We start from the raw sequence: 25,783 nt of genomic DNA on the forward strand, positions 1-25,783 counted from the left end.
TCGGTCAGGCCGCGGATGGCACGTGGGGTGGAGGCGTGATGGCGGCGACAAGTCGGTTGAGCTCGGCATCGTTGCGGGCGGTGCCGCGCACATAACGGTCGGGCCGAACGAGCGCGGCCGTGATGCCGTGCTCGCGAAGCCATGGTCCGATGTCCTCGGCATCGTCGCTGGACAGGATTTTGATCCCCGCCTGTGAAGGATTGAGAGATGACGACAACGTGGCCGCGCTCGCGACGAGGAGCACATGGCTGTAGCCGACCTGGTCGTCACTGCGGCCACCGTCGCTCAAGGTGAATTGCGGCGCGAGATGTCCGGCGAGAGGCAGGTCGTCGAGCGCAAAGCCGGGGCCGAGCAGGGGCTTCTTCACCTCCAGCCTGACCGGCGCATTCTCGCGCGCTTTGCCTGCGGCAAGGCCGGCTTCGATCGCCTTGGTGTTGATGACCCCGCCGAGGCGAATGGCGAGCTCGATGAACTCGCGCACATGCGGCTGGCGTTCGCTCTTATAGGTGTCGAGGAGATCAGCTGCAGCGCCGCCGCGGATGATCGCGCTGAGCTTCCAGGCAAGGTTTGCAGCATCGCGGATTCCGGCGCACATGCCCTGGCCCAGGAAGGGTGGGGTCTGGTGCGCGGAATCGCCGGCGAGCAGCAGTCGAGCGCTGCGCCATCGTTGCGCGATGACGGAATGAAACGTGTAGACCGCGGCGCGCTCGATCGCGGCATCATCCGGCGTGATCCAGCGCGACAGCAGCTCCCAGACCTTGGCTGGTTGCGCGATCTCGTGAGAATCCTCGTTCGGAAGAACTGTGATCTCCCAGCGCCGCCGCGTGCCGGTGCCGCGCACGTAAGTTGCGGGCCGACGGGGATCGCAATGCTGGAGGCTGTAGTCGCCGAGGTCGTCGCGCTCGCGCTTGAGCAGGACGTCGATCACCAGCCAGCGCTCGTGGAAGCCGAGGTCGTCCATCCCCGAGCCGATGAAGCGTCGCACCAAGGAGCGGGCGCCGTCGCAGCCGATCACGTAGCCGGCGCGGACCTCGCTGAGCCTCCCGTTGGAGAGGTCCTCGTAGCGGATGCGCACGCCATGCTGATCCTGGTCCAGTGCGAATACATCGCAACGATTGCGCAAGGTCACGTGCGGCCATCGCGCGAGGCCGCCGATCAGCGCGTCCTCCAGATCGGGCTGATGGAAGCGATAGCTCAGATTCCAGCCCATTGGGGTGAGCGTCTGCGGCCGCGACCAGTCCAGCAGCATGCGGCCATCGGCGTCGAGGAAGAGCATCCCGGGGCTGAGGATGGTTTGCGGCAGGATGGCCTCGGCAAGGCCGATGGTCTGGAACACGCGCATGCATTCGTCGTCGAAATGTACCGCGCGCGGCAAATGATAAGTTCGTGCCTCGCGCTCCAGCACCAGCGTGCGCAGGCCGCACAGGCCGAGGAGGTTGGCGAGCGTGGCGCCGACCGGACCACGACCGACGATGACGACGTCAAACTCTTCGGGGGCGGAGTTATTTTGCATGGGGCGATCTTTGTCCTCTGGCGGGTGACCGCTTCAACGTCCCCGCGCCGAGTGTCCATCCAGCGGACACACGCGTTCAGGTCCCGACATAACGACTGGGGTGAACCGCGCGCGGATAGGCCCTTGCAACAGGCGGCAATCACGTATATGTACATTTGAACATATATGAGGGTGAGGCATGGCGAAGACCAGGAAGAAGACCGCTGCGCTGTCCCGCCCGCGGGGGCGGCGGAGCAGGGATATGCCGGATGGCCGCCAAGCGCTCTTGGGCGCTGCCACACGTGCCTTTGCCCGTCACGGTTTCGATGGCGCCGATCTGCGCAGCGTCGCTGCGGCTGCCAATGTCAGTGCCAACCTGGTTCGCGTTCACTTCGGCAACAAGGCCGCGCTCTGGGAGGCTTGCCTTGATCAAGTCGTGGCGATCGGACTGCCTGCCATGGCCGGGGTTCGGGAGATTGCTTGTGATTCCACGCGCTCGCTGGGTGAACGGCTTTGCGGGGTGATCCGTGAGATCGCCGCCTTCTATGCGGCGCATCCAGACGTCAGGGATTTCGTTGTCCGGCATGCCACAGAAGTGCCGGAGCGGGCCATGCTGGTGTCGGATCGACTTCTACATCCGGCCTATGCGACGGTTCGTGAGCTTTTTTCCGCCGGCATTGAAGCAGGTATCATTCGCAGTCGTCATCCGGCGTTGTTTTTTGCTCTTCTCAATGCTGCGCTGAACCAGCCGCCTGCTTTTCCGATGCTGCTCAATCGGATTGCGCCCGAGATCGACCCGGTAGCCTCTCGCGATCTGCTGATCGAGACGACCATCGCGACGTTTCTTCATCTTCCGCAATGACGCTGGATGACATCGCCAGCCTCGCCAAATGTCCAACCTGAGAGTGAGAGTCCCCCATGCAATTTCGTCTTGTTCTTGCTTTGCTGAGTGCAACGATCACGCCGGCCCTTGCCCAGTCCGGACCGAGCGAGGCCGTCCAGCGGCAAGCTTGCATGGGGGACGCCCTTCGGCTTTGCGCCGCCTATGTTCCCGACCGCGCCCAGATCAGGGATTGCATGGCTGCTCAGCGAGGTCAGCTCAGCCCGCAATGCCGCGCCGTCTTTGATGCATCCGCTGAGGCTTCGGCTCCGCAAAGGCACGTCGGATCCCGGCCGCGCTAGGATTCGACCGGAATGGCCGCCGCCGCTTCGCGAAGGGGCGCAACAAATCTTGCGATGGCTTCGTCGAGTGAAAGCGCTGACCGGATCCAGATGATCGAGATGCAGCCGAACACGATGTCGCCGCGGACGATCGGCACCGCAATCGAGGCGGTCTTGGGTTTGAACTCGCCCTCGTTGCGAACGGCATAGCCGCGCTTTGCAGTCTCCGCGATCATGCGGGTGAAGCGACACTCATCGAGGAACGGGCGGTCGTCGGCTTCGTCGATGCGGCGGAGATGACTGACGATCAGATCACGTTCGCGCGACGCGCAGGCGGCGAGATAGGCGCGGCCGGCTGAGGTGCGCAGCATCGGCAGGCGCTTACCGATCATGCCGCGGTCGATCGAGAGGGGACTGCGCGAATGGGTCGTTTCCTGCACCACCATCGCGGCGTTCTCGTAGGTGGAGAGATCGACCGGCCAGACCAGCGTCTTGCTGAGTTCGGCGAGATAAGGCGCTGCCGCCTGGCAGATCACCACGCCGGGATCATAGCCGTCGCCGAGGCTCAGCGCCCGCCGGGTCACACGAAAACGGTCGTCGCTGGCGCTGCGCGCGACGTAGCCGAGTTCCTCCAGCGTTTCGAGCAGGCGATAGACGGTGGGGCGGGGCAGGTCGAGCGCGCGCGCAACGTCGCCGGCGCGGATGCCGCCGGAGCGGTTGACCTCCTGCAGCACGTCCAGTCCGCGCTTGAAGGCACGAACGCCTTCCGACTGACGGGGCTGGCCGTTCCGCGTCCGCTCCTTGGACACTTCGTATTTCCTCCCTTGTGGCGCACGGTCTCGCGATTATCGTCGTTGCGAACGCGAAGCGATTGCGGGACTCCACCGTAGGATCGCGCGCGGCCGGTATCAAGTTTGCCGCACTGCGGCACATGCGATGCCTTCGGGAGGACGTCGATGGAAATCACCGCGCTCGGCTATATCGGGATCAATTCATCCCAACTCGACTCGTGGAGCCGGATGGCGACCAGGCTGCTCGGCATGCAGCAGGTCGACCGCGGCGGCAAGATGCGCGCCTTCCGCATGGACGACCGCAAGCAGCGCCTGATCGTCGATGGCAGCAGCGATGCCGGACTTGCGGTGATGGGCTGGGAAGTTCACTCGGCCGCCGAACTGGACCAGCTCGCTGGCAGGCTTGAAGGACAGGGCGTCAAGGTCGTCCGCGGGTCGCGCGCACTGGCTGACGAACGTCATGTCACCGAGCTGATCACGTTCGCCGATCCCGCCGGCAACCGGTTGGAGGCGTTCTACAAGCCGGAGCTTGCGACCGAACCGTTCAGGCCGGGCCGACCGATCTCGGGTTTCCGCACCGGCGCGCTCGGCATGGGACACGTCGTGCTCAATGTCGAGGACGTCGAGCCGCTGTTGCCGTTCTATCGCGACGTGCTCGGCTTCCATGTCTCGGACTTCGGCCTCAAGCCCTACGGGCTCTATTTCTTCCACGTCAACGGCCGCCACCACTCCTTTGCGATGGTCGGCTCCGGGCGCAACGCGCTGCACCATTTCATGGTCGAGCTCGGCAGTCTCGACGATGTCGGGCAAGGCTATGACCTCGCGCAGATGGACGACGGCCGCATCGCCTATACGCTGGGACGGCACACCAACGACCACATGACCTCGTTTTATGTGAACACCCCGTCCGGCTTCTTCATCGAATATGGCTGGGGCGGGCGCGTGATCGATCCCGAGACCTGGCAGCCGCACGAGACCTTTGACGGCCCGTCGCTGTGGGGTCACGAGCGGCTCCATATGCCGGAAGAGCAGCGCAAGCGGCTGCGCGACATGCGACTCGATGCGGCGGCGCGCGGCGTGCGCGTCGCCGACCCGCGCGTGCCGCCGCTCAACTGCGTGTGGCTGGATTCGGTGATCGCACGCGAATGATCCGCGGCCACGCAGCAATCTAACACCCAAGGAAACCAAACTATGATCAAGACCCTCGTGAGGGCTGGCCTTGTGCTGCTGGCGCTCAGCATTTCTGCCCCGGCCGAACCGATGAAGGTCACGCTGCTCGGCACCGGCGTGCCGACGCCGCGACCGACCAGTTTCAGCGCGTCGACGCTGGTGGAGGCAGGGAACGAAAAACTGCTGTTCGATCTCGGCCGCGGCTCGACCATGCAGCTCTACAAGCTGAAGATTCCGCTCGGCGCGGTCTCCGCGAACTTCATCACCCATCTGCATTCCGACCACCTCGTCGGCCTTCCCGACATGTGGTTGACCGGCTGGCTCGCCACGCCCTGGGCGTCCCGCAAAGGACCGATGAAGCTCTACGGGCCCAAGGGCACCGTCGCGATGACGGAGAACCTGACAAAGGCATTCGCCGACGACATCCGCATTCGCATCGATGACGAGCACCTCGATCCCGTGGCGGTCACATTTGCCGCAAAGGACATCGAGGCCGGAGTCATCTACGACAACAACGGCGTCAAGGTCACCGCGATCGAGGTCAATCACGGCGAGAAGATCAAGCCATCGTTCGGCTATGTCGTCGAATACGGTGGCCACAAGATCGTGCTGTCGGGCGATACGAAATATGACGAGCGCATCGCGACGGCGGCCGATGGCGCCGACCTCCTGATCCACGAGGTCGCGGTGATTGAGCCGGAGGTGCTGTTCAAGAATCCCGTCTATAAAGACATCCAAGCGCACCACACCTCGCCCGAAGAGGCCGGCCGCATCTTTGCCTCGGCCAAGCCGAAGCTTGCCGTCTACTCCCATATCGTGTTCGGCACAGTAAAGCCGGTGCCCGATATTCCGGAGGAGACGCTGATCCTGCGCACCCGCACGGCTTACAAGGGGCCGTTGCTCGTCGGCCGTGACATGATGTCGTTCAGGATCGGCGACAGCGTCGAAGCCTATGGGCCGGATGGCGCGAAACTCGATCCGTAACGGGTAGGGCGCTCAGGCCTCGCCGAGATCGACCTCCGTCAAGAGTCCCTGGCGGAGTGCCAGCCGGACCAGCTCGATGTCGGAGCCGACGCCGAGCTTGTCCTTGATCAGCGAATGCAGGTTCGCCACCGTCTTCGGGCTGACATGCAGCGTCTCGGCGATCTCCTCCGTCGTGTTCTCGGCGAGCAGCAGCCGCAGCACCTCGAATTCGCGCGGTGTGAGCACATCGGCGGCCGAACTCTCGCCGCTGATACGGCTGAGAGCAAGTTCGTGGTCGATGTCGGGGCTGATCGCGATCTTGCCGGCGAGCACGTCCTTCACCGCGCGCACCAGCGTCTCGGGCGGATTGGTCTTGGTGACGTAACCCCTCGCACCGGCGCGGATCGCCTGCACGGCAAAGCCGGCATTCTCGTGCATGGTAAAGACCAGGATCCGTGCGCCCTTGTCCCATTGCCTGATCCGCCTGACGGCCTCGATGCCGCCGATGCCGGGCATGCTGAGGTCCATGATGACGAGGTCGGGCGCCTCGGATTTGTACAGCCGGTAGGCTTCCGCACCGTCGGCCGCCTCGGCGACGACGCGCAAGCCCGGCTGCTTCTGGAGCACGGAGCGATAGCCCTCGCGGACGACGGAATGGTCGTCGACCAGCAAGATGGTCGCGTCAGCCGCGCTCATGCCGCGTGCCCCAGCGCCTGCCGCTCGGCGGCCGCGAGCGGAATGAACACGCGCAATGCCGAGCCATGGGGACCGGTCTCAAAGCTCAGCCGGCCGCGAAGCGCGGCGACGCGCTCGCGCATTCCGAGCAGGCCCATGCCCGATTTGACGGCCGCCTCGTTCGGCCGGCCGTCGTCCTCGATCGCGAGCGCGATCTCACCTTCGGCCATCGTCAGATGCAGGCTGACCTTCGTTGCGCCGGCGTGCTTGGCCGCGTTGGTGAGCGCCTCCTGCACGATGCGATAGAGATTGGCACTGACGAAGGCGGGCACGCTCTCGAAGGTGCCCTCGAACCGGATATCGAAGCGGGTCTGGCCGCGGCTGCGGCCGTTCCACCCCGACACCAAGCCTTCGAGGCTCGCGACAAGGCCGAGCTCGTCGACATCGGGCGGCCGCAACCGGAAAAGTGCGCCGCGCAGCGTCTCCATCATGCCGGTCGCGGTGCGGGCGATGCTGTCGCACTCTCCCAGCAAATCGGGGCAGTCCTGCGCCGCAGTCTGGCGGGCGGACGCGGCAAGCGCGCGGATTGCGGCGAGCGACTGGCCGAACTCGTCATGCAGCTCGCGCGCGAGATGGCGCCGCTCCTCGTCCTGGAGCGCGATCAGCTTCCGCGTCAGCTCGCTGCGCTCGGCGAGCGCGATGTCGAGGCTTTCGGCGAGATGGTTGAAGACGTCGCGGATGGCGGAGAGCTCGGCGAGGTCGAACGGCGGCAGCCGTGTGGTGAGGTCGCCAGCGGCAATCCGCTCGAGGCCGTTGCCGATCATGCGGGTGGGACGCAGGGCGCGGGCGAGTGCGGCATAGACCAACGCGCAGAGCAGCGGCAGCGCGATCGCAAGCGCGATCATCAGGCGGCCGGCCTCGTGCCAGGCCTCTGCCGTCTGCACGGCCGGGTCGACCGAAACCACGGTCTCGCCAAGCTTCGTTCCGCGCACGATCACGGGCCGCGCCGCCTCGCGGCCGGGGTCAAACAGGCTGCGATAGAAGGCGGCGAAGGCTTGCGGCGGCGGGCTCGCCGGAGCAGGCGCGCCACTACAGAAACGCTGAAGCATGTCGCCGCTCGCGCTGCGGAATCCAAGACACAGGCCGGGCGTCATCACATGGGCCGAAACCGGGTCAAGGTTCGGAAAGTCGGAGCGCGGACTGGCCACCCACTGGATCTTGCCCTGTTGCAGCTCCAATGTCTTCGCCACGATGGCGGCAATACCGTCGATGCGTGCATGCGCGGCGCTGTCGGCGGTAACAAGGAAATAGGCGGAGATCGCGGCGAAGCAGGCGGCCGATACGGCGGCCACGCGCAACGTCAGACGGACCTTGAGATCGAACCTCGGGCGATTCCACATCGGCGGGTACCTGGTGCGAACGGGTTTGTCGCCCCCGCATTAAACGGCAGAACGCAAGCGGCGGGAAGCGTTCCCGCTCTGCCGCAGTGCAACGTCGTGAAATTTTCCCGGCGCTCGTCGGGACAGCCACGGCTGCATGGTCTCAGGCGACCCGTCCAGATTTGCGGGGCCGCTCCATCCCACGAGGCCCGTTCATGCACCGCTCCCGGTTGATTCTGTCCGCTTTTCTCCTCTTCGTCCTTTCTTCGCGGGCCGATGCCGAGCCCGCCATTGGCGTTGCCATGGACGATTTCAGCTATACCGATACGTCGGCTGAGCCGGCCAACCAGACCGCCGCCCACGAGCGGCGGCTATCGGCGTTCATGGCCGCGCTCAGACGGGATATCGGCGCGGACCGGCGCTATCGGCTGGTGCCGTCCGCCCAGGATGATGCGGCGCTCAAGGTCATCGGCGGCATCCAGAAGACCAGCACGCTGGTGCAATGGGCCAAGGTCGCCGTGATCGATGTCGGCGCCAAGAAGCTCGTGATGGACAAGCTCTACACCTTCCGCGGCGACAATGATGAATCATGGCAGCGCGCCGAGATCTTCGTGTCCCGCGAGGTCATGGCTGCGCTCGCAACACCTGCGCCGGTCGCGCTGGCGGTGTTCGAGTTCGAGCTCGAGGACACGACCGCAGCCTCGGTCGGCGCGTCAGCTGCGTCGGACGCGTCGTACCTCGCCGAGGTCACCGGCGGTGTGCGAGAGGCGCTCGGCCAATCCGGTCGCTATCGCATCGTCGATGTCGGCGGCGAGGCGGCGAAGGCGCGCGCCTTGCGCGACTGCGGCGGCTGCGAGGCGGCGATCGCCCAAGGGCTCGGCGCGGATCAGTCTCTGATCGGCGTGGTGCGGCGTGTCAGCCGCACCGAATACACGCTCGGCTTCCAGGTTCGCGATGCCAGGACCGGCGCGGTGCTAGCGCGCGGTGACAGCGGCTTGCGCCTCGGCGCGGACTATTCCTGGAAGCGCGGCGCCGTGCGGCTGGTCAGCGACCAACTGATCGAGAGCCACTAGCGCGCTCGTTGTAGTCGATCGGCGGTGCTTGCTTCACCTCTCCCCAACGGGGAGAGGTCGGATTGCGCCTGGCGATGCGAAGCATCGTCCAGAGCAATCCGGGTGAGGGGCCGCAGCGTTCAGTGAGGTTGTAACCCCTCACCCGGATCGCATCTGACGATGCGATCCGACCTCTCCCTACGGGAGAGGTGATCTGAGCTCTGGGGCCCGCCTTGATTCACTTAAGCCTCATCGCGCTTCAGAACGTCAGCTGCACCTTCATCGACTGTGCGCGGTCGCTGGCGAGCTCGAAGGCGGCGACCGCGTTCTCGAACGGCATGGTGGCCGTGATCAGCGGCTTGACGTCGATCAGGCCTTCACCCATCAGCCGCACCGCGAGCTCGAACTCGGGATCGAAGCGGAAGGTGCCGCGGAGCTGCAGTTCCTTGGCCACGATGCTGTTGATCGGCAGTGTCATCTCACCGCCGAGGCCGAGCTGCACCAGCGTTGCGCCTGGCCGCAGCACGTCGAGCGCGGTGCGGAGTGCAGCCTGGTTGCCCGAGGCTTCGAACAGCGTATCGAACACGCCCTTGCCGGCGCGCCACGGATCGAGCGCTGTGGCGTTGGTCGCGACATTGATGGCGTGGGTGGCGCCGAGCTTCTTTGCGACCGCGAGCGGCGCGTCCGCGACATCGGTCACCACGATCTCGGCGGCACCGCCGAAGCGCGCGACCAGGATCATCAGCGCGCCGATCGGGCCGCAGCCGGTGATCAGCGCGCGCTTGCCGAGCAGGGGGCCGGCCTGCTTGCCGGCGTGCAGGCACACCGCGAGCGGTTCGGCCACTGCAGCTTCCGCCAGCGACAGCTTGTCGGCGATCGGCACGGCCTGCGTGGCATCGACCGTGATGAATTCGCGAAAGCCGCCTTGCACATGGGGAAAGCGCATCGCGCTGCCGAGGAAGCGCATGTCGAGGCACTGGTTGCGCATGCCTTCTTGGCAATGCAGGCACTGGCCGCACGGCTTGCTCGGATTGACCGCGACGCGCGAGCCCGGCTTGACGCTGGTGACGCCGTCACCGACGGACGCGACCAGGCCGGCGATCTCATGCCCGAGCGCCATCGGCTGCTGGATGCGGACCACGCCGAAGCCACCGTGATGGTAGTAGTGCAGATCGGAGCCGCAGATGCCGCCATTGGCGATCTTGATGCGGACCTCGCCCGGGCCGGGCTCCGCATCCGGATAGCTATCGATCCGCAGGTCTTTCGGGGCGTGGATGACGACGGCGCGCATGGGCTTGTTCCTTCGGCGGTTCGCGGATCACATCGCGGCGATCATGCCGCCGTCGACATAGATGATCTGGCCATTGACGTAAGTCGAAGCGTCGGAGGCCAGGAAGATCGCCGCGCCGACCAGCTCATCCGGCTTGCCCCAACGTTTCGACGGGATGCGGCCCATCAGCCAAGTGTTGAAATCGGTGTTGTTGACCAGCGCCTCGTTCATGTCGGTCAGCATGTAGCCGGGGCCGATCGCGTTGGCCTGAATGCCGTGCTGGGCCCATTCCACCGCCATCGAGCGGGTTAGATTCTTGATGCCGCCCTTGGCGGCGGTGTAGGGCGCGATGGTCGGGCGCGCGAGCTCGCTGCCGAGCGAGCCGATATTGATGATCTTGCCGTGCTTGCGCGGGATCATGCGCTTGGCCGCCTCGCGGCCGATCACGAAGGCGCTGGTGAGGTTGGTCTCGATCACCTTGCGCCATTCGTCGGTGGTGAATTCGACCAGCGGCTTGCGGTGCTGGATGCCGGCATTGTTGACGACGATGTCGACGGCGAGGCCCTTTTTGTCGAAGTCGTTGAACGCGGCGACGATCGCGGGCTCGTCGGTGACGTTGAACGCCGCGCCTTCAGCCTGGTGACCGGCGGCGCGAAACTCGGCGACGGCCTGCTCGACACGCTTGGGATCGACGCCGTTGACGATGATTTTGGCGCCGGCGTTGGCCATGCCTTCGGCAATGGCGCGGCCGAGGCCGCGGGAGGAGCCGGTCACCAGCGCGGTGCGGCCGGAAAGGTCGAAGAGGGCGGTGCTCATCTTAGGAATCCTTAGACGTTGGAGCGGCGTACGATCAGATCGGAGCGGTCGAATACGGCGGGCAGAAGATCGACGCCGAGGCCGGGGCCTTCCATCGGATAGACAAAACCGTCCTTGATCGTGGGCATGGTGGTGACGAGCTCATTGTACCAGCCCTTGTAGAAGGCGCGCACCGATTCCTGGATCAGCGTGTTGGGCTGGCTGAACGACATGTGGATGGCGGCGACGAAGCCGATCGGGCCGATGCAGTCATGCGGTGCAAAGGGCCGGTGATAGGTCTCGGCCATCGCGGCGATCTTGCGACCTTCGGTGAGGCCGCCGGTCCAGCACAAATCCGCCATCACCACGTGCATGGCATCGCGGTCGAGCATGTCCTTGTAGGGGAAGCGCGAGCCGAGCGTCTCGCTGGCGCAGACCCAGACGTCGGTCGAGCGCGCATATTCGGCCAGCGCCTGCGGCGAGTTCATGCGGATCGGGTCTTCGTACCAGGTCGGCTTGTAAGGTTCGAGCGCGCGCGCGATCTGCTTGGCTGTCGGCAGATTCCACAGCGAGTGGAGCTCGACCATGATCTCCATCTTGTCGCCGACCGCTTTGCGGATCTTCTCGAACGGTTCGATCGCCTGCTTCATCTGGGCGGCGGTGATGTAGAGACCCTTGTTTTCCTGGGCCGCTGGATCGAACGGCCAGATCTTCATCGCGGAGATGCCGCTTTCCAGAAGGCTTTCGGCGAGCGCATCGGCGCGATGCATGAAGCCGTCGAGATCCTCGTAAGGCCCCTTGGAGGCGCCGAGATTCCAGTTGGCGACCGGGCTGATATTGGTCGAGCGGACATATTGCGTGCCGGCGCAGGTGTTGTAGATGCGCTGCTTGTCGCGGCAGAGACCGCCGAGCATCTGGTGCACCGGCTGGCCGCAGACCTTGCCGAACAGGTCCCACAGCGCGATGTCGATCGCGGAGGCTGCGCGATATTCGACGCCGGTGGATGACTGCGCCATCGGCAGGTTCAGCATGTCGCGGTGGATGGCTTCGATGTGCAGGGGATTGCGGCCGAGCAGCCGGCCGGCAAAGGTATCGTGGATCTGTGCTTCGACCGCGCCCGCGCCGTAGAAGGTCTCGCCGAGCCCGATCATGCCCGTATCGGTGTGGATGCGCACCCAGATGACATTGGAGAACTCCTCGGTGCGCAGGGTCTCGATCGACGTGATCTTCACGGCAACAATCCTCCCGTCGGGCCCATAGCGCCCGTTTTGTTTGTCATTTCTGCGCCACCATTGCCGGCGGGCCGGTGCCAGTCTTACTCTCGCTTGTAATATATCACAACATGTTTTAAGGATATCACAAACAAGGCGCCGCTTCGCAACGCGGGCGCGGGCTGACGGGAGGACGACATGGCACGGCGCAAGCGCGCGCTCGAGGTGGTGAGAAATGACGATGACGGCGAGGGCAGGCCCTCCCGGCGCAATCGCCTCAACTTCTTCGAGCTGGCCTATCAGAAGATCGAAGAACTCCTCGTTCACTGCGAGCTCAAGCCCGGCCAGTTCATGACCATGCTGGAATTGCAGCAGATCACCGGCTTCGGCCGCACGCCGGTGCATCATGCCGTCAATCGTCTCTCGGCCGACACGCTCATCATCATTCGCCCGCGGCACGGCCTGCACATCGCGCCGATTGATCTGGCGCGTGAGCGCATGCTGCTGGGCTTGCGCCGCGACATGGAGCGCTTCGTGATCCGCCTTGCGGCCGATCGCGCCAGCCTGTCGCATCGCAATCAGGCGCTGCACATCGAGCGCCTGCTGCGCGAGCGTCGCGCCAGCCTGACCCTCGACGAATTCAACAGCATCGATCGCCGCATCGACGCGCTGGTGCTGGAAGCCGCCGGCGAGCCTTTCCTCGCCCACACGCTGCGGCCCCTGCACACCCTGTATCGCCGCATCGGCTTCATCCACCATCGTTTCATGCCGGGACAGACCGAACTGTCGGGCACGATCGATTGCCATCTCGCCATTCTCGCTGCGGTCGCCAATCGCCGCGTCGAGGATGCCGTGAAGGCGAGCGATGCACTGATCGACTACATGGACGCGATATTCACCGGCATGGAGGCGGGCATCGATCCGCGCCTGCTCGATTGCAGCATCGAGCCGCTGCTCGGCACGTAGAGAGTTTTGAAGAGAGGACCAAGCATGTCAACGATGGCGATGCCACATCCGACCGCGAGCGAAGCCGCGGTCCGCTACCTCATCACGAACTACAGTCCCAAAGGCAACAAGGTCGGCTGGCTGATGATGGCCTCGATCCTGGTCGAAGCCTGGGATCTCTATTCGATCGCCTTCGTGCTGATCTTCATCAAGGAGCAATACAATCCCGATCCGCTGATGCTGGGCCTTGCCGCGGCCGGCACGCAAGGAGGAGCCCTGATCGGCGCGCTGCTCGGCGGCTGGCTGTCCGACAAGATCGGCCGCCGCGTCATGTTCCTGGTGACGATGGTGATGTTCATCGTGCTGGCGCTGGCGCAGGCCTTCGTGCCCAACGTTACCTGGCTCGTGGTGATCCGCTTCCTGCTCGGCATTCCGCTCGGCTCGGACATCTCGACCGGCTACACCTACATCATGGAATCCATGGCCAAGGGTAAGCGCGAGGTCATGGGCAACCGCTGGCAGTTCATGTTCGCGGTCGGCGAGGTCATGACCATCGGCGTCATCGTGATCTTCCTCTTGACCGACATGAACCACGAGATGCTGTGGCGCGTGACGCTCGGCCTCGGCGCGGTGCCGGCGCTGATCATCCTGATCATGCGCCACGACGTGCCAGAGACGGCGGTGTGGCTGGTGCAGAAGGGACGCTACCGCGAGGCCAAGCAGGTCGCGCGCGAGATGTTCAACGACAATCTCGACATGCTGCCGGACCGGGACGTCGAGATGCCGAAGGTCTCGACCCGCGCGTTCCTCGCCGATCTCAAGAAGGATCCGATCCGCTGGCGTGCCACGCTGTATGGCTGGATCGCATGTTTCGCGCAGGCGAGCGAATTCTCGACCTTTGCGTTCTACCTGCCGGTGCTGTTTGCAATGGTCGGCGTGTCGTCGATCCTCGGCAACAATCTGGTGACGATGGCGCTGTTTGCCTTCGCAGCCCTGTCGGGGTGGGTCGGGCCACTGCTGACGCCGAAGATCGGCCATCGCGGCATCGCGATCGCGGGCTTCTCCATCGTGCTGGTGTCACTGCTGGTCGCTGCGTTTGCGCTATACACGGACAACAAGATGCTGCTGCCGTTCGCCGCGGCTGGCATGCTCTGGGGCCATTATTGGGACGCGTCGAACTGCATGACCATCCCGACGATGGTCGCGCGGCCGCGATACCGCGGCACAGCCAGCGGCTTCGCCTACATGTTCGTGAAGCTGCCGTCCTTCCTGGCGATCTTCCTGTTCCCGACGCTGTTCGCGGCGATCGGACAAGCCAACGCCACCCTGTTCGTGGCGATCTTCCCGGTGATCGGATTGCTCGCTGCAACCGTCATCCTGCCGGAGGTCTACGGCTACGAGAACGACTGACGAAGCGCGACCTGGTCGCGGCGTCATCGCCGCGATCGGGGCCTATTTCGGGATGTCGCGCGCCGGCGGCTACGGGCTCAAGAAGACCGGGTCGATCCCGACTCCATGGCCGAGCAGGCCGATCGCCTGAAGCTGGGCGGAGTGGAGGTCGATTTCCACGATGGCGAACAGGGTAAACAACACCACTGCGGAGAAGACCAGCAGCGGATGGGCCGTCTCGGCCCGGCTCTCGTCGCCGCGAATCGGGCGACGCAGGGAGGAACTCTGCGGCAATGCTTTCGATCGAATCTGCATGATGAACCTTCCTTGCCGCGCCATATCCATCTGATCTGCGCGACAATGGAATTCTAGCCACGGCGTCGCCGCCGGCATTGATACACCGCAAATAGCTCGCACTCGATTTCGAAAGCTGGGTTCGGTATCCCTTACCAGATTGCCGCCGCCAACGCCGCGATCAGTGCGGGTGGCGTCACCAGCAGGCCGAGCTTGAGGAACAGCCAGGCGCCGACCTCGATCTTCTCGCGCCGGAGCGCGACCAGCCAGAGGATGGTGGCGAGCGAGCCGGTCACCGACAGATTGGGGCCGAGGTCGACGCCGATCAGGATGGCGCTGACAACAGGCACGGGCAGATGATCGCTGGCGGCGACCGAGCCGGCGACAAGGCCGACCGGAAGGTTGTTGGCGATGTTGTCGGCGAGCGCGGTAGCAATGCCGACGCTCCAGGCGGCCTGCGGGACGGATTGTGCCACCGCTTGGTGCAGCAGCCCGCTGAGCTGCGCGATCACGCCGGTCTTCACCAGCGCTTCCACCATGACAAAGAGCCCGCCGACCAGCGGCAGCACGCTCCAGGACACGCCGCGCAGCACAGGCATAGGCGATTGACGGTTGATCAGCAGCACGGCGGCCGCCGTCGCGGTCCCGCAGACGAATGTCGGCAAGCCCAATTGCAGATCGAGCGCAGAGGCCCAGATCAGCACGATGCCGATGGCGCCGATGCCATAGGCAGTCAAACGGCCGCCGCGACCGAGTTTCGGGTGAGGGACACTCTTTTCGATCGTTTCGTCCTTCAGCTCGCGGTGCAGCGCAAGGCGCAAGGCGACATAGGTGAATCCGATCGAGGCAAGTGACGGCAGCGCGAACTGACGCAGCCACGTTCCGAGATGCGGCATGTGCTTGCCGAACACCACGAGATTGGCCGGATTGGAGATCGGCAGCACGAAGCTCGCGGCATTGGCGATGAAGGCGCAGACGAACAGATAAGGCAGCGGCTTGGCGCCGGCCGCGCGGGTGGCGGCGTAGACGGCGGGCGTCAGCACGATCGCGGTGGCGTCGTTGGAGAGCAGCACCGTCACCAGCGTGCCGACGAGGTAGATCAGCAGGAACAACCGCTGCGGAGAGCCGCGCGCATGCTCGACCGCAAAGGCGGCCAGATAGTCGAACAGGCCTTCGAGGCGGGCGAGTTCGGCGATCAGCATCATGCCGATCAGGAAGAGATAGACGTCGACACCCTTCTCGATACCGGTGAGCGCATCCTGCCAAGGCAGGAAGCCGAGCAGCACCAGTGCAACGGCGCCGATCAGGGCCCAGATCGCCTCCGGCAGGCGAAAGGGCCGGATGATGACGCCTGCGGTCGCGGCGGCGATGGTGCTCCAGGCCCAGATGGCGTCAGACGGCACGGTCAGTCCTCAAGGTGAACCAGATCTATTCGGCAGCGATAGCTGATGCGGACGCCGCTGTCTTCCCCCGCAGGCACAGATCGCCATCTGCGCCTTGCCGCGTCTCCGGTAGAGCGAAGAAGCAGACCACGGCCCCGATCGCCGCCACGATGCCGAGCGAGATGAACGCTGCGCTGTAACCGACGCCGACCGCGACCAGGCCGGCAAGCGTCGTCGATAGCGCCGCGCCGATGCTCTGGGCGGTGATGACCGCGCCCTGCGCGACGTTGAAGCGGCCGGTATTGCGCATGAGGTCGGCGACGATGACGGGAAAGATTGCGCCGAAAATGCCGGCGCCGACGCCGTCCAGAAGCTGCACGCCGACCAGCCAGAACGGATTGTCCGAGAGAGTATAGAGGACGCCGCGGATCGGAAGGATCAGCAGCGCGGCGAGGAAGAAGCGCTTGTGGCCCCAGCGGTCGGCCTTGGCGCCTACCAGCATTGCGAACGGCACCATCACGACTTGCGCGGCGACGATGCAGGCCGACATCAGGCTGGTGCCGATGTTCTTGTCCTGCAGCGCGAGCTTCTGCCCGACCAGCGGCAGCATGGCCGCGTTGGAGAGGTGAAACAGGATCACGCAAATTGCGAAGACGAGCAGGGGGCGGCAGGTCAGGAGCACGCTGAGGCCCGTGGGCTGTTCGAGCTCCGTGCTGGCGTCGCTGTCGTGCAGACCGCGAGCGAGATCGTGGTCGATGGCCCGTTCGGGGATCGCGACAATGCTGGCGAGGCTCGCAATCGCCATGGCGCCGAGCAGGTAGAACACGACGGTCGGGCCGAACCAATAGGCGAAGACGCCTGCCAGACCCGCCGCGACAGCGTTGCCGGCATGGTTGAAGGTCTCGTTGCGTCCGATCCGCCGGGTGAAGGCGGCATGACCGAAGATGCCAAGCGAGACGGCGGCGATTGCGGGCGGGAAGATGCCAGCGGCCGCCTGGGCGATCCCCTGCGAGATCGCGACCGGCCCGAAGGTCGGAAACAACGGCAGCGATAGCGAGGCAAGCGTCACCAAAATGGCGGCAACCACCATCGCGAGCCGCTTCGCCCGCGTGGCGTCGACCAGCGCGCCGGCCGGCGTCTGCGCCGCGATGCCGGCGATCGTCGCGATCGACATCACGAGGCCGATGCGCGCCTCATCCCAGCGCTGCTCGGTGAGCAGATAGACCGCGAGATAGGGCCCCAGCCCATCGCGGACATCTGCGAGGAAGAAGTTGGCCGCATCCAGCGCGCGGCCGGCGTGCACCCTGTCATCCTTGTCAGACATGAATGGCCTCCGGGCGTGAGCTGCTTTCTTTCGCGCCTGCGGCGCCTCAGGCCGCGCGAGCGCCTTCCCTGGGCTTTGGCGTTTTCACGGCCTTCAGCCTTTCGGGACCGGAGCCAATCTCGCGCACCTGGATCACGCGGCCGAGCCTGGTTTCAAGGCCATCGCCGCGGGCGGCCACCTTCGCGCCGGGCGCAAGCAGAGCTGCGACGTGCTTGGCCTCCTTCGGGCCGACGCGCAGGACGGTGCCGTCGGAGAGCAGGGCGCCCCGCAGCTCGCCCTTCGGGCCGAACAACGAAAGTGCAACGACGCCGTCGGCCGACATCGCTGCGCGCGTCACCTTCGGATGCTTGCGGTCGTGGTCCGGACCTTGATCGACAATCTCTCGTCCACCAGCTGTGCTGACCGAGATTGCGGCCAGCAGCTTCGCGCCCCGCGGGCGCACGCCGTGCACGCCGACCTTGTCGCCCGGCTTGAGGTGGCGGGTCAGCTCGCCATCCATCTGCGGCGGCGTGTGAACCAGAATGGCGTTGTGCCCGTCCCTCATGACGAAGCCGTCGACCTCGCCGTGCGGATTGAGCACGAAGCGCTCGATGATGCCGGCAACTTCCGGCAGGCTGTCGGGATCGATCCAGTGCATGGTGTTGTCCTATTGTCTGTTGCAACCAGGGGATCAGCCGCGTGGCGGCGGGGGCGGAGCAATGCCGGGAGGCGGCGGCGGACCGCGGCGGTCAGGGCCGTCCTTCGGCCCCGGCGGACGGGGGCCACGAAGCTCTGTCATCTGCTCCGGTGAAGCGCCGATGGCGCGCACGTCGACGATCCTGCCAAGCGCGGTGTCGAGCACGTCGCCCCGCACCGACACGGTTTGTCCGGGGCGCAGCAAGTCCTGAAGGCGCTCGGCTTCGGGCGGCGGAAGGCGAAGGGTCGTGCCGTCATCGAGCAGCGCACCATTGACCTCGCCGCGCTTGCCGTGCAGCTGCACCGAGATTCTGCCGCTTACGACCTGATCGCCTGTTCGCCGCGGGTCCGACGGCCCATTGTCGATAATGCTTTTGCCGGTCACGACGTTGGTGATGGAGGCCGCATCGACCAACGGTAATGCCCTGGCGCGCAAGCCGCGCACCGAAACCTGGTCGCCGGGGCGGATCGCGAACACGGTCTGTGCCGACAGATGCGGCGGCAGCTTCACTTCGATGCCGTCGGTGAGAATGATGCCATCGACATCCCCGCGCGGCGTCAGCGTGTACTGCTTGACCGTGCCGCGCCATTCCGGAAGCTGCGATGAATCCCATATCGTCCCCATCGCCTGGGAATAGGCCGCCGCACTGCCGCCGATCGTGGTCGTTGCGAGCAGCGCGCAGAACAGCACGCGCATGCGTGTGATCTCCATGGAATAACTCCCTTCGATTTCGCGACATCGTCGCTTGCATCCGGTTCAGCAAGCGATGTGCCAGCCGCGGAATCGTTGATTCGAAAGGGATTAATCTGCCGTGCGGAGATCAGCCGTCGTCTTTCGCGACACGGGCCGTCAGATTTTCCGACGGTTCGGCGAGGCCGTAGCGCTGCATCTTGGTATAGAGAAGCTGGCGGTTGATGTTGAGACGTCGTGCGGCCTCGGTGCGATTGCCGCCGCAGGCTTCCAGCGCACGCTTGATCATCGTCGCCTCCAGCCGCGCCACGGCCGCAGGAAGGTCTTGATCCGGCGGCGCTGCGTGCGCCCGCGTCTCGTTCCCGCTGGTATCGATGTCGTCGGATCCGATGATTTCCCCGCGCGTCATGACGCAGGCGCGCTCGATCGCATTGCGCAACTCGCGGACGTTGCCCGGCCAGGGATGACGCTGCAATTTGGCGATCCCGGCCTCGTTGAGATGCTTGGCCCTGCCGCCTGTCGCAGCGGCACGCGCGAGGAAGTGCCGGGCGAGCGGAACGATGTCGGCGACACGATCGCGCAACGGCGGAATCGCGATCTGCACCACATTGAGGCGGTAATAGAGGTCCTCGCGGAATTCACCCGCCGCGACCAGCTTGGCGAGATCGCGATGGGTCGCGGCGATGACGCGGGCATTGCTGCGGACCCGCTTGCCGCCGACCGGCGTGACGACTTGCTCTTGCAGGGCGCGCAGGATTTTCGCCTGCATGGCGAGCGGCATGTCGCCGATCTCGTCGAGGAAAAGCGTGCCGTCGGCGGCGTCGCGAAAGGCGCCGGCGCGGTCGCCGGTCGCGCCGGTGAAGGATCCCTTGACGTGGCCGAACAGTTCGCTCTCGAGCAGGTCCTCGGGGATCGCCGCACAATTCACGGCGATGAAGGGGCCCTTGCTCCGCTTACCGTGGACGTGGAGCGCGCGAGCGACCAGCTCCTTGCCGGTCCCGGTCTCACCCAGGATCAGCACGATGGCGTCGCTGTCGGCCGCAAGCCCGATCGCCTTCTGCACGTGGCGCATGGGTTCACTCGAGCCGATCAGCGTGTCCTCGGCATCCTCATTGGGGCTTGTGGCGATGCAGGCGCGCTGGGGCAAGCGGTGCAGCAGGGCTTTCAGCTCCTCGCGCCCGATCGGCTTGGTGAGGTGGTCGAACGCGCCGAGCCGCATCGCCTCGATAGTGTTCGCGGCGCTGGCGAACGCCGTCAGCACGACCACCGGTGGAGCTGCATCGTTCGCCCGCATCCGGCGAAGCACCTCGATGCCGTCCATGCCGCCGGGCATGCGCAGGTCGAGCAGCACGACATCGACATCGCCATCCAGCGCGGCGAGACCTTCGCGGCCGGAGGCGGCAAGGCGCGGCGTGTGCCCGAGATCAGTCAGTGCCTCGGCGAGACCCTCACGCAGAGCCGCATCGTCATCGACGATCAGGACGGTTGCCATGGCACCTCGATCTCGAAAATGGCGCCTCCGGGATTCTGAATCAGGCGAACATGGCCATGATGATTTCGCGCGATCTCACGCACGATGGCCAGCCCAAGACCAGTGCCTTCGGCACGCCCCGTGACGAACGGCTCGAACAGGCGCTCGCGGATATCATCGGCGACGCCCGGGCCGGTATCCGTCACCCGTAACAGCAACATGCCGTCGCGCCGGTCCGCGTCGACCGTGATGGTGCCGCCGGCCGGCGTGTTCTGAATGGCGTTGATGATCAAATTGTCCAGAGCCCGCTGCATCTGGGAGGGATCCAGCTGGGGTAACGGCGAAGCTGTGGGCGCGGTTCCCGCGACCAGGACCACGCCTCTTGCAGAGGCCAGGTCGCGATGGCTTTCGATGGTCCGGGCGAGAAAAGCCGACAGATCGACCTGCACGAGCTTCGGGTCGCGGGCGTGGGTCATCTCCAGGAGATCGCGCAGCAGGACGTCGAGCCGATCGACCTGACGAAGGATCGCGTGCAGGGCCGCTTCATGGCGTGAGCCGTCGGCAACGGCCAGTGCGTTCTCGCCCTTCAGGCGCATTGCAGCGATGGGGTTGCGGATTTCGTGGGCAAGGCCCGCCGACATGCGGCCGAGTGCTGCCAGCCGTTCGGCAGCAGTGGCACGACGCCGCTCCAGCGACAGACGTTCGCCGGTGCTGTTGAGGGCATCGACCAGCCGATCGAGCTCCGGCGCTCCGGTCTGCGACAGCTTCGGCAGATCAACCGTGCCTTCGCGACGGTAGCCCAGGGCTTTCTCGATCTGATTGATCTTGCGAGACCAGACATAGAGCACGCGTGCGAGCCATGCTGCCGAACCGAAAATCGTCAGTGCAAGCACGACGAGGCCGGCAAGAAGCTGATTGTAGGCGGGGCCTTCCGCCGTGAAGGCCCGTATCATGGTCCATCCGGTCACTCCCGGCAACGGGCCGCGCAACGGGCAGGCGTGCACGATGAGCACCTGCGACCGGCCGGGTTGCCGGATCGAAGCAGGCCGCCCCGATCGCAGCGCCTCGGCATTGACCTCGCGGATGGTATTGAGCTCGGCGGCCGGAAGGTCCGTCTTCGGTCCGGTGCCTTCATAAGTCGGGAACGCATAGGCGAGCGAGCCTTCGTCGGCCCACCAGATGCCGCCTTCGACGCCGGGCGCGGTCGCCAGCGCCGTCTGGGTGACTGCCGTCAGCTGCTGCTTCAGTTGACCGTCGATCGGTCCGCCGCTCCGGCCCGCGACGAAGAACTGATAGCGGTCCGCGAGATCACGGCAGCCGCGCGCGACCAGCTCTTCGGACCGGGCCAGGCGGGCGTTTGCCGTCTGCCGAAACGACTCGAACAGCAGATAGCCGGTGGCGACGCCGGAGACGACCAGCATGATCCACAGGGCCAGCAATCGAGAACGGAGCGAACGCATGCACTTACGACTCGTCTCTCCGGAATAAGTGGGCGGTTAGCGCCGCAAAGCAGGCGGAGAGGGTCGCCCAGGTCTGCCAGGCGGAGAGGAAGGCGGATTTCATGTCATCGATATCCGTTGCTTTATGACGGCGCGTAGCGCCGTCATTGCGAGGAGCGAAGCGACGAAGCAATCCAGAATCTTTCCGCTGCGACAGTCTGGATTGCTTCGCTGCGCTCGCAATGACGGAGTTTGTGGCAAATTCCTGTTGTCAGAACGCTCACAACGCCCAATCACGTTCACCTTACCACCGACAGCTTCTCCGTGATCGCCTTGCGCAGGATGCGCGAGAGCGATTCCACCGAATAGGGCTTCTGGATCAGCTCGAAACCGCGATGCGCATTCTCGGCGAGCACGTTGCTGTAGCCAGAGGTGAGCACGACGGGCAGGCCCGGATAGCGCTCGCGGATGATGCCGGCGAGCTCGACGCCGTTCATGCCGGGCATGATGACGTCGGAGAAGACGAGATCGACGGCGAATTCGTTCTCGCCGAGGATCGCGAGCGCCGCATCGGCGCTGGCGACGCGGCGGACGACATAGCCGAGATCCTCCAGCAGCTCGGTGGAGAAGCGGCCGACCTCGTCATTGTCCTCGACCACGAGCACGCGGTAGCCGCGCCCGGTGGCCGCGGCCTCATGGGTCAGTGCCGCGGCTTCCTTGTCCGTCGCAGGGCTTTGCGCCCGCGGCAGATAGATGGTGAAGGTCGCGCCTTTGCCTTGCCTGCTCGTCACCGCAATGTCGCCCTCGGACTGTTTTGCGAAGCCGAAGGCCTGGCTGAGGCCGAGCCCGGTGCCCTTGCCGACCTCCTTGGTGGTGAAGAAAGGCTCAAAGATCAGGTCGAGATGCTCCTGCGCGATGCCGCAGCCGGTGTCGGTGACCGAGATGGCGACATAGTCGCCGCCGCGCGCCGATTGTGCGCGCAGGCTCGGAATCCCAAAGACCTTGCGGACGGCGATGGTGAGGCCGCCTTCGCCGTTCATGGCGTCACGGGCGTTGACGGCGAGATTGATCAGCGCGCTTTCGAACTGCGCGATGTCGGCCACGGTGAAGCAGCCGGCATCCTCGATCTCGACCGCGATCTCGATGCGGCCTCCGACCAGCGGGCGGATCAGTTGCGCGACGCCCTCGACCTGGCTGCCGACATTGAAGATCTGCGGCTTGAGCGGCTGCCGCCGCGCGAACGCCAGCAGCTGTGCAGTCAGCTTGGAGGCCCGCTCGACCGTCTCGGAGATGGCGTCGACATAGCGGCGGCGGCGCTCCTCCGGCAGCTCACGGCGGCGCAGGAAGTCGGTCGCCGAACGGATGATGGTGAGGAGATTGTTGAAGTCGTGCGCGACGCCGCCGGTGAGCTGGCCGATCGCCTCCATCTTCTGCGACTGTCGCAGCGCTTCCTCGCCGCGCCGGCGCTCGGTGATGTCGACGGCCTCGGGCACGGCGCCGGTGATGTTGCCGTGGCGGTCGAGCACGGGGCGCATGCCGAAGTCGAAATCGCGCTCGCCGATGGGAAGGCGCAGCCGCATCTCCAGCCGCACGGCTTCGCCCTTGAGCACGGCATCGAAGGCATCGCGCACCAGCGCGCTCATGCCCTCCGTTGCGCTGAACCAGGGAGTCTCCCAGAACGGCTTTCCGATGACGTCCGAAGGGTTCGCCTTGATGCCGTCAAGCGCAGTCTTGTTGGCGTAAAGCAGCTCGCCCCTGAGATTGACGAGGCCCTGATACTGGTTGCTGGTCTCCAGGATCGCACGCAGCCGCGCCTCGTTGGATTCGAGTTCGGCGGTGCGCTGGGTGATGCGCTCTTCCAGCGTCTCGTTGAGCTGTCGGAGCTCGATCTCGGCCTGCTTGGCCGCGGTGATGTCGTGAGCGACGCCGATGAAGCCGATATGCTTGCCGGTCGGGTCCCAGCGCGGCTGCGACTCCGAGCGCAGCCAGCGCCATTCCCCCTTGGCATTCTTGTAACGTGCTTCCAGCACGAACGGCTTTAGCGACGCTTCGCCCTGGACGGATTGCTGGAGCACATGCGGCAGGTCGTCCGGATGCAAGACCTTGCGCCAGTCGAAGTCGATGGCCTGATCGTAGGGCAGGCCGACGAAATCGACATAGGCCTGGTTGGCGAAGGAGCGCTTGCGGTCGAGCTTGGTCACCCAGATCGGCACGGGCGCGCTGTCGGCGATCAGCCGGAAGCGTTCCTCGCTCTCGCGCAGCGTCTCGCGCGCGAGCGCCTGGGCGGTGATGTCGATGTGGGCGCCGACGAGGCGGATGGCGCGGCCGTCCTTGTCGCGCTCGATCTTGGCAACGACCCGAATCCAGCGGATCTCGCCGTCATTGGGGCGGATAATGCGGTATTCGGCGGTGTAGTCTTCGCTCGTTCCGGCGAGAGCCTCGAAGAAATGTTTGACGGTCGCGTCGCGATCCTCGGGATGGATGCGGTTGACCCAGTCCTCGTGCGTCTCGTCCGCGGCCTCCGGGGGCAACCCATGGATCATCAGATATTCGGGCGAGCGACGGTTCTTGAAGCCCTCACGGAAGTCGACCTCGACGCCGCCGACCTTGCCGATGCGCTGGATGCGCGCGAGCTCGGCCTCGCGCTCCTGAAGCGCGCGATAGGCGTTGTCACGCTCGCGCGCGACGTCTTCGAGGTGCTGGCGCAGCCTTTCGGCAGCGATTGTCTCGGGCAAGGGTTTGTTCAAGGCATGGGCCGTTGTCATGCGGGTGCGCACGTGCCGGACCGATATTCACACAGACGGAGCGTGATGGCCATCGCTTAGAAGGGAATATGCAGGGAAGGCGCGGATTCCGGCGGGTATGAACGAATGCCTCCACCGGCTATTTGTTCCTGACGTTGGAACGATGCGCCCTCTGCGCGCGTATCTGCGAGGCGCGACAACTCTGATTCCACAAGACTCCCTTTGCGAAGAGGCCAAATCTTGAAGCTCTTTGTCTGCCAGGCCTGCGGCAACGTCCTCTATTTCGAGAACCGCGCCTGCGAACGCTGCGGTCACCGCGTGGCCTTCCTGCCGGAGAAGGAGACAATGTCGGCCGTCGAGCCCGACGGCGAGGCCTGGAAGACGCTGGCTGACACGGGCGAAATCCGCATGCTGTGCCGCAATGCCGAATACGATTCCTGCAACTGGCTGACGGATACGGTCGACGGCACGGGCTATTGCCGCGCCTGTCGTCACAACGGCATCGTACCGGATCTGTCCGATCCGGCGCAGCTCGCCGGCTGGCGCGGGCTGGAGGTGGCAAAGCACCGCCTGTTTTATTCCCTGATCCGTTGGAAGCTGCCGCTCCAGACCCGGCAGGACAACCCTAAGCATGGGCTGATCTTCAATTTCCTTGCCGACGATCCGCACAGCGGGGAGAAGGTCATGACCGGTCATGACAACGGCCTGATCACGATCGCGCTCACCGAGGCCGACGACATCGAGCGCGAGCGGCGCAGGCTCGAGATGGGCGAGCCCTACCGGACGCTGCTCGGGCATTTCCGCCACGAGGTCGGACACTATTTCTGGGACGTGCTGGTGCGGGACGGCGGCAAGCTCGACCAATGCCGCGCCATGTTCGGCGACGATTCGGCCGATTACGGCCAGGCCTTGCAGCGCCATTATGCCGAAGGCGCGCCGCCGGACTGGCAGCAGAACTACGTCTCGGCCTACGCGACGACGCATCCGTGGGAAGACTTCGCCGAGACCTGGGCGCACTATCTCCACATCGTCGACACGCTGGAGATGGCCGCCGAGTTCGGCATGGAGGTACGCCCCAAGGTCGACCGCGACGGGGAGCTGACGACGCGCATTCGTTTCAACCCCTACGAGGCCCGGGATGTGGAGGCGCTGGTCAGCGCATGGCTGCCCTTTACCTTCGCCATGAACAGCGTCAACCGCGCCATGGGCCTGCGCGACCTCTATCCTTTCATCCTGTCGCCCGCAGTGATCGCCAAACTGGGCTTTGTTCACAGCCTCGTGCGGGACGTAGCCAAGGCCGGGAAGCCGTAGGCGGTGCCAGGGCCCGCCGGCCCCGCTCCGCAAGCCCGTTCCGGTCTTGCGCTGGTACGCCAGAGGGGAGGGATTTAGACCGTTGCCTCCGGCCCATTTTGATGTACCACGGGGCCACACGGCCCATTTCCCCACAGGTCCCAACGGCCAGGAAAGGGT

Annotated in this window: 22 protein-coding genes; 7 read left to right on the forward strand and 15 right to left on the reverse strand. The window is 65.2% G+C overall.

Annotated elements, in window-relative coordinates:
- Positions 1-4: 4 nt before the first annotated feature.
- A complete protein-coding gene (gene mhpA, locus AAE027_RS04790) occupies positions 5-1,513 on the reverse strand; it encodes a bifunctional 3-(3-hydroxy-phenyl)propionate/3-hydroxycinnamic acid hydroxylase MhpA (RefSeq protein WP_370985707.1) in 1,509 nt (502 codons plus the stop codon).
- Between the two features lie 178 nt (positions 1,514-1,691).
- On the opposite strand from mhpA, the gene AAE027_RS04795 reads away from it, so the two are divergent.
- Positions 1,692-2,354, forward strand: coding sequence for a TetR/AcrR family transcriptional regulator (locus AAE027_RS04795; RefSeq protein WP_370985709.1), 663 nt, complete (start codon positions 1,692-1,694; stop codon positions 2,352-2,354).
- A 316-nt stretch (positions 2,355-2,670) separates the two neighbouring features.
- Here AAE027_RS04795 and AAE027_RS04800 read toward each other — a convergent pair whose 3' ends face one another.
- The gene (locus AAE027_RS04800; RefSeq protein ID WP_370985710.1) at positions 2,671-3,462 is read right to left on the reverse strand and encodes a DNA-binding transcriptional regulator; all 792 of its coding nucleotides are present in this window, start codon (positions 3,460-3,462) and stop codon (positions 2,671-2,673) included.
- A gap of 147 nt (positions 3,463-3,609) precedes the next feature.
- Between AAE027_RS04800 and AAE027_RS04805 the strand changes: the two genes are divergently transcribed.
- The gene (locus AAE027_RS04805) at positions 3,610-4,593 is read left to right on the forward strand and encodes a VOC family protein (RefSeq protein ID WP_370985712.1); all 984 of its coding nucleotides are present in this window, start codon (positions 3,610-3,612) and stop codon (positions 4,591-4,593) included.
- A 42-nt stretch (positions 4,594-4,635) separates the two neighbouring features.
- Entirely contained in the window at positions 4,636-5,598 is a 963-nt protein-coding gene (locus AAE027_RS04810; protein ID WP_370985713.1) for an MBL fold metallo-hydrolase, read from the forward strand.
- Between the two features lie 12 nt (positions 5,599-5,610).
- On the opposite strand, the gene AAE027_RS04815 is transcribed toward AAE027_RS04810, so the two are convergent.
- The gene (locus AAE027_RS04815) at positions 5,611-6,273 is read right to left on the reverse strand and encodes a response regulator (RefSeq protein WP_091889722.1); all 663 of its coding nucleotides are present in this window, start codon (positions 6,271-6,273) and stop codon (positions 5,611-5,613) included.
- A complete protein-coding gene (locus AAE027_RS04820; protein ID WP_370985714.1) occupies positions 6,270-7,652 on the reverse strand; it encodes a sensor histidine kinase in 1,383 nt (460 codons plus the stop codon). Before AAE027_RS04820 ends, AAE027_RS04815 begins: the two co-directional genes overlap by 4 nt.
- 194 nt (positions 7,653-7,846) lie before the next feature.
- On the opposite strand from AAE027_RS04820, the gene AAE027_RS04825 reads away from it, so the two are divergent.
- Positions 7,847-8,704, forward strand: coding sequence for a DUF3280 domain-containing protein (locus AAE027_RS04825; protein ID WP_370985715.1), 858 nt, complete (start codon positions 7,847-7,849; stop codon positions 8,702-8,704).
- Positions 8,705-8,942: 238 nt separating this feature from the next.
- Here AAE027_RS04825 and AAE027_RS04830 read toward each other — a convergent pair whose 3' ends face one another.
- Genes AAE027_RS04830 through AAE027_RS04840 form a run of 3 tightly spaced genes read right to left on the reverse strand, consistent with a single transcriptional unit; the run spans position 8,943 to position 11,980 of the window.
- Positions 8,943-9,974, reverse strand: coding sequence for an L-idonate 5-dehydrogenase (locus AAE027_RS04830; protein ID WP_370985716.1), 1,032 nt, complete (start codon positions 9,972-9,974; stop codon positions 8,943-8,945).
- A gap of 27 nt (positions 9,975-10,001) precedes the next feature.
- A complete protein-coding gene (locus AAE027_RS04835) occupies positions 10,002-10,769 on the reverse strand; it encodes an SDR family oxidoreductase (protein ID WP_370985717.1) in 768 nt (255 codons plus the stop codon).
- A gap of 11 nt (positions 10,770-10,780) precedes the next feature.
- Positions 10,781-11,980 (reverse strand): mandelate racemase/muconate lactonizing enzyme family protein, encoded by a 1,200-nt coding sequence (locus AAE027_RS04840; RefSeq protein ID WP_370985718.1) that lies wholly within the window; start codon positions 11,978-11,980, stop codon positions 10,781-10,783.
- Between the two features lie 177 nt (positions 11,981-12,157).
- On the opposite strand from AAE027_RS04840, the gene AAE027_RS04845 reads away from it, so the two are divergent.
- A complete protein-coding gene (locus AAE027_RS04845) occupies positions 12,158-12,925 on the forward strand; it encodes a GntR family transcriptional regulator (protein ID WP_128941237.1) in 768 nt (255 codons plus the stop codon).
- A gap of 24 nt (positions 12,926-12,949) precedes the next feature.
- Positions 12,950-14,314, forward strand: coding sequence for an MFS transporter (locus tag AAE027_RS04850; RefSeq protein WP_370985719.1), 1,365 nt, complete (start codon positions 12,950-12,952; stop codon positions 14,312-14,314).
- A gap of 69 nt (positions 14,315-14,383) precedes the next feature.
- On the opposite strand, the gene AAE027_RS04855 is transcribed toward AAE027_RS04850, so the two are convergent.
- The 8 genes from AAE027_RS04855 to AAE027_RS04890 form a co-directional block, all read right to left on the reverse strand.
- Entirely contained in the window at positions 14,384-14,608 is a 225-nt protein-coding gene (locus AAE027_RS04855; RefSeq protein WP_164939115.1) for a hypothetical protein, read from the reverse strand.
- A gap of 131 nt (positions 14,609-14,739) precedes the next feature.
- A complete protein-coding gene (locus AAE027_RS04860) occupies positions 14,740-15,990 on the reverse strand; it encodes an arsenic transporter (protein ID WP_370985720.1) in 1,251 nt (416 codons plus the stop codon).
- A gap of 25 nt (positions 15,991-16,015) precedes the next feature.
- Entirely contained in the window at positions 16,016-17,293 is a 1,278-nt protein-coding gene (locus AAE027_RS04865; RefSeq protein ID WP_370985722.1) for an MFS transporter, read from the reverse strand.
- Between the two features lie 46 nt (positions 17,294-17,339).
- The gene (locus AAE027_RS04870; protein ID WP_370985723.1) at positions 17,340-17,930 is read right to left on the reverse strand and encodes a hypothetical protein; all 591 of its coding nucleotides are present in this window, start codon (positions 17,928-17,930) and stop codon (positions 17,340-17,342) included.
- A gap of 33 nt (positions 17,931-17,963) precedes the next feature.
- Complete coding sequence (locus tag AAE027_RS04875) at positions 17,964-18,680, reverse strand: hypothetical protein (protein ID WP_370985724.1); 717 nt, start codon at positions 18,678-18,680, stop codon at positions 17,964-17,966.
- A 109-nt stretch (positions 18,681-18,789) separates the two neighbouring features.
- A complete protein-coding gene (locus AAE027_RS04880; protein ID WP_370985725.1) occupies positions 18,790-20,151 on the reverse strand; it encodes a sigma-54-dependent transcriptional regulator in 1,362 nt (453 codons plus the stop codon).
- Entirely contained in the window at positions 20,136-21,590 is a 1,455-nt protein-coding gene (locus tag AAE027_RS04885; protein ID WP_370985726.1) for a sensor histidine kinase, read from the reverse strand. The genes AAE027_RS04880 and AAE027_RS04885 overlap by 16 nt, the downstream gene beginning before the upstream one ends.
- Positions 21,591-21,868: 278 nt before the next feature.
- Positions 21,869-24,346: a hybrid sensor histidine kinase/response regulator gene (locus AAE027_RS04890; protein ID WP_370985727.1), complete on the reverse strand. Its 2,478-nt coding sequence runs from the start codon at positions 24,344-24,346 to the stop codon at positions 21,869-21,871.
- 207 nt (positions 24,347-24,553) lie between these two features.
- On the opposite strand from AAE027_RS04890, the gene AAE027_RS04895 reads away from it, so the two are divergent.
- Positions 24,554-25,624: a zinc-binding metallopeptidase family protein gene (locus tag AAE027_RS04895; protein ID WP_370985728.1), complete on the forward strand. Its 1,071-nt coding sequence runs from the start codon at positions 24,554-24,556 to the stop codon at positions 25,622-25,624.
- Positions 25,625-25,783 lie beyond the last annotated feature (159 nt).

It is taken from the genome of Bradyrhizobium sp. DN3, from assembly GCF_041357655.1.
Lineage (GTDB): Bacteria > Pseudomonadota > Alphaproteobacteria > Rhizobiales > Xanthobacteraceae > Bradyrhizobium.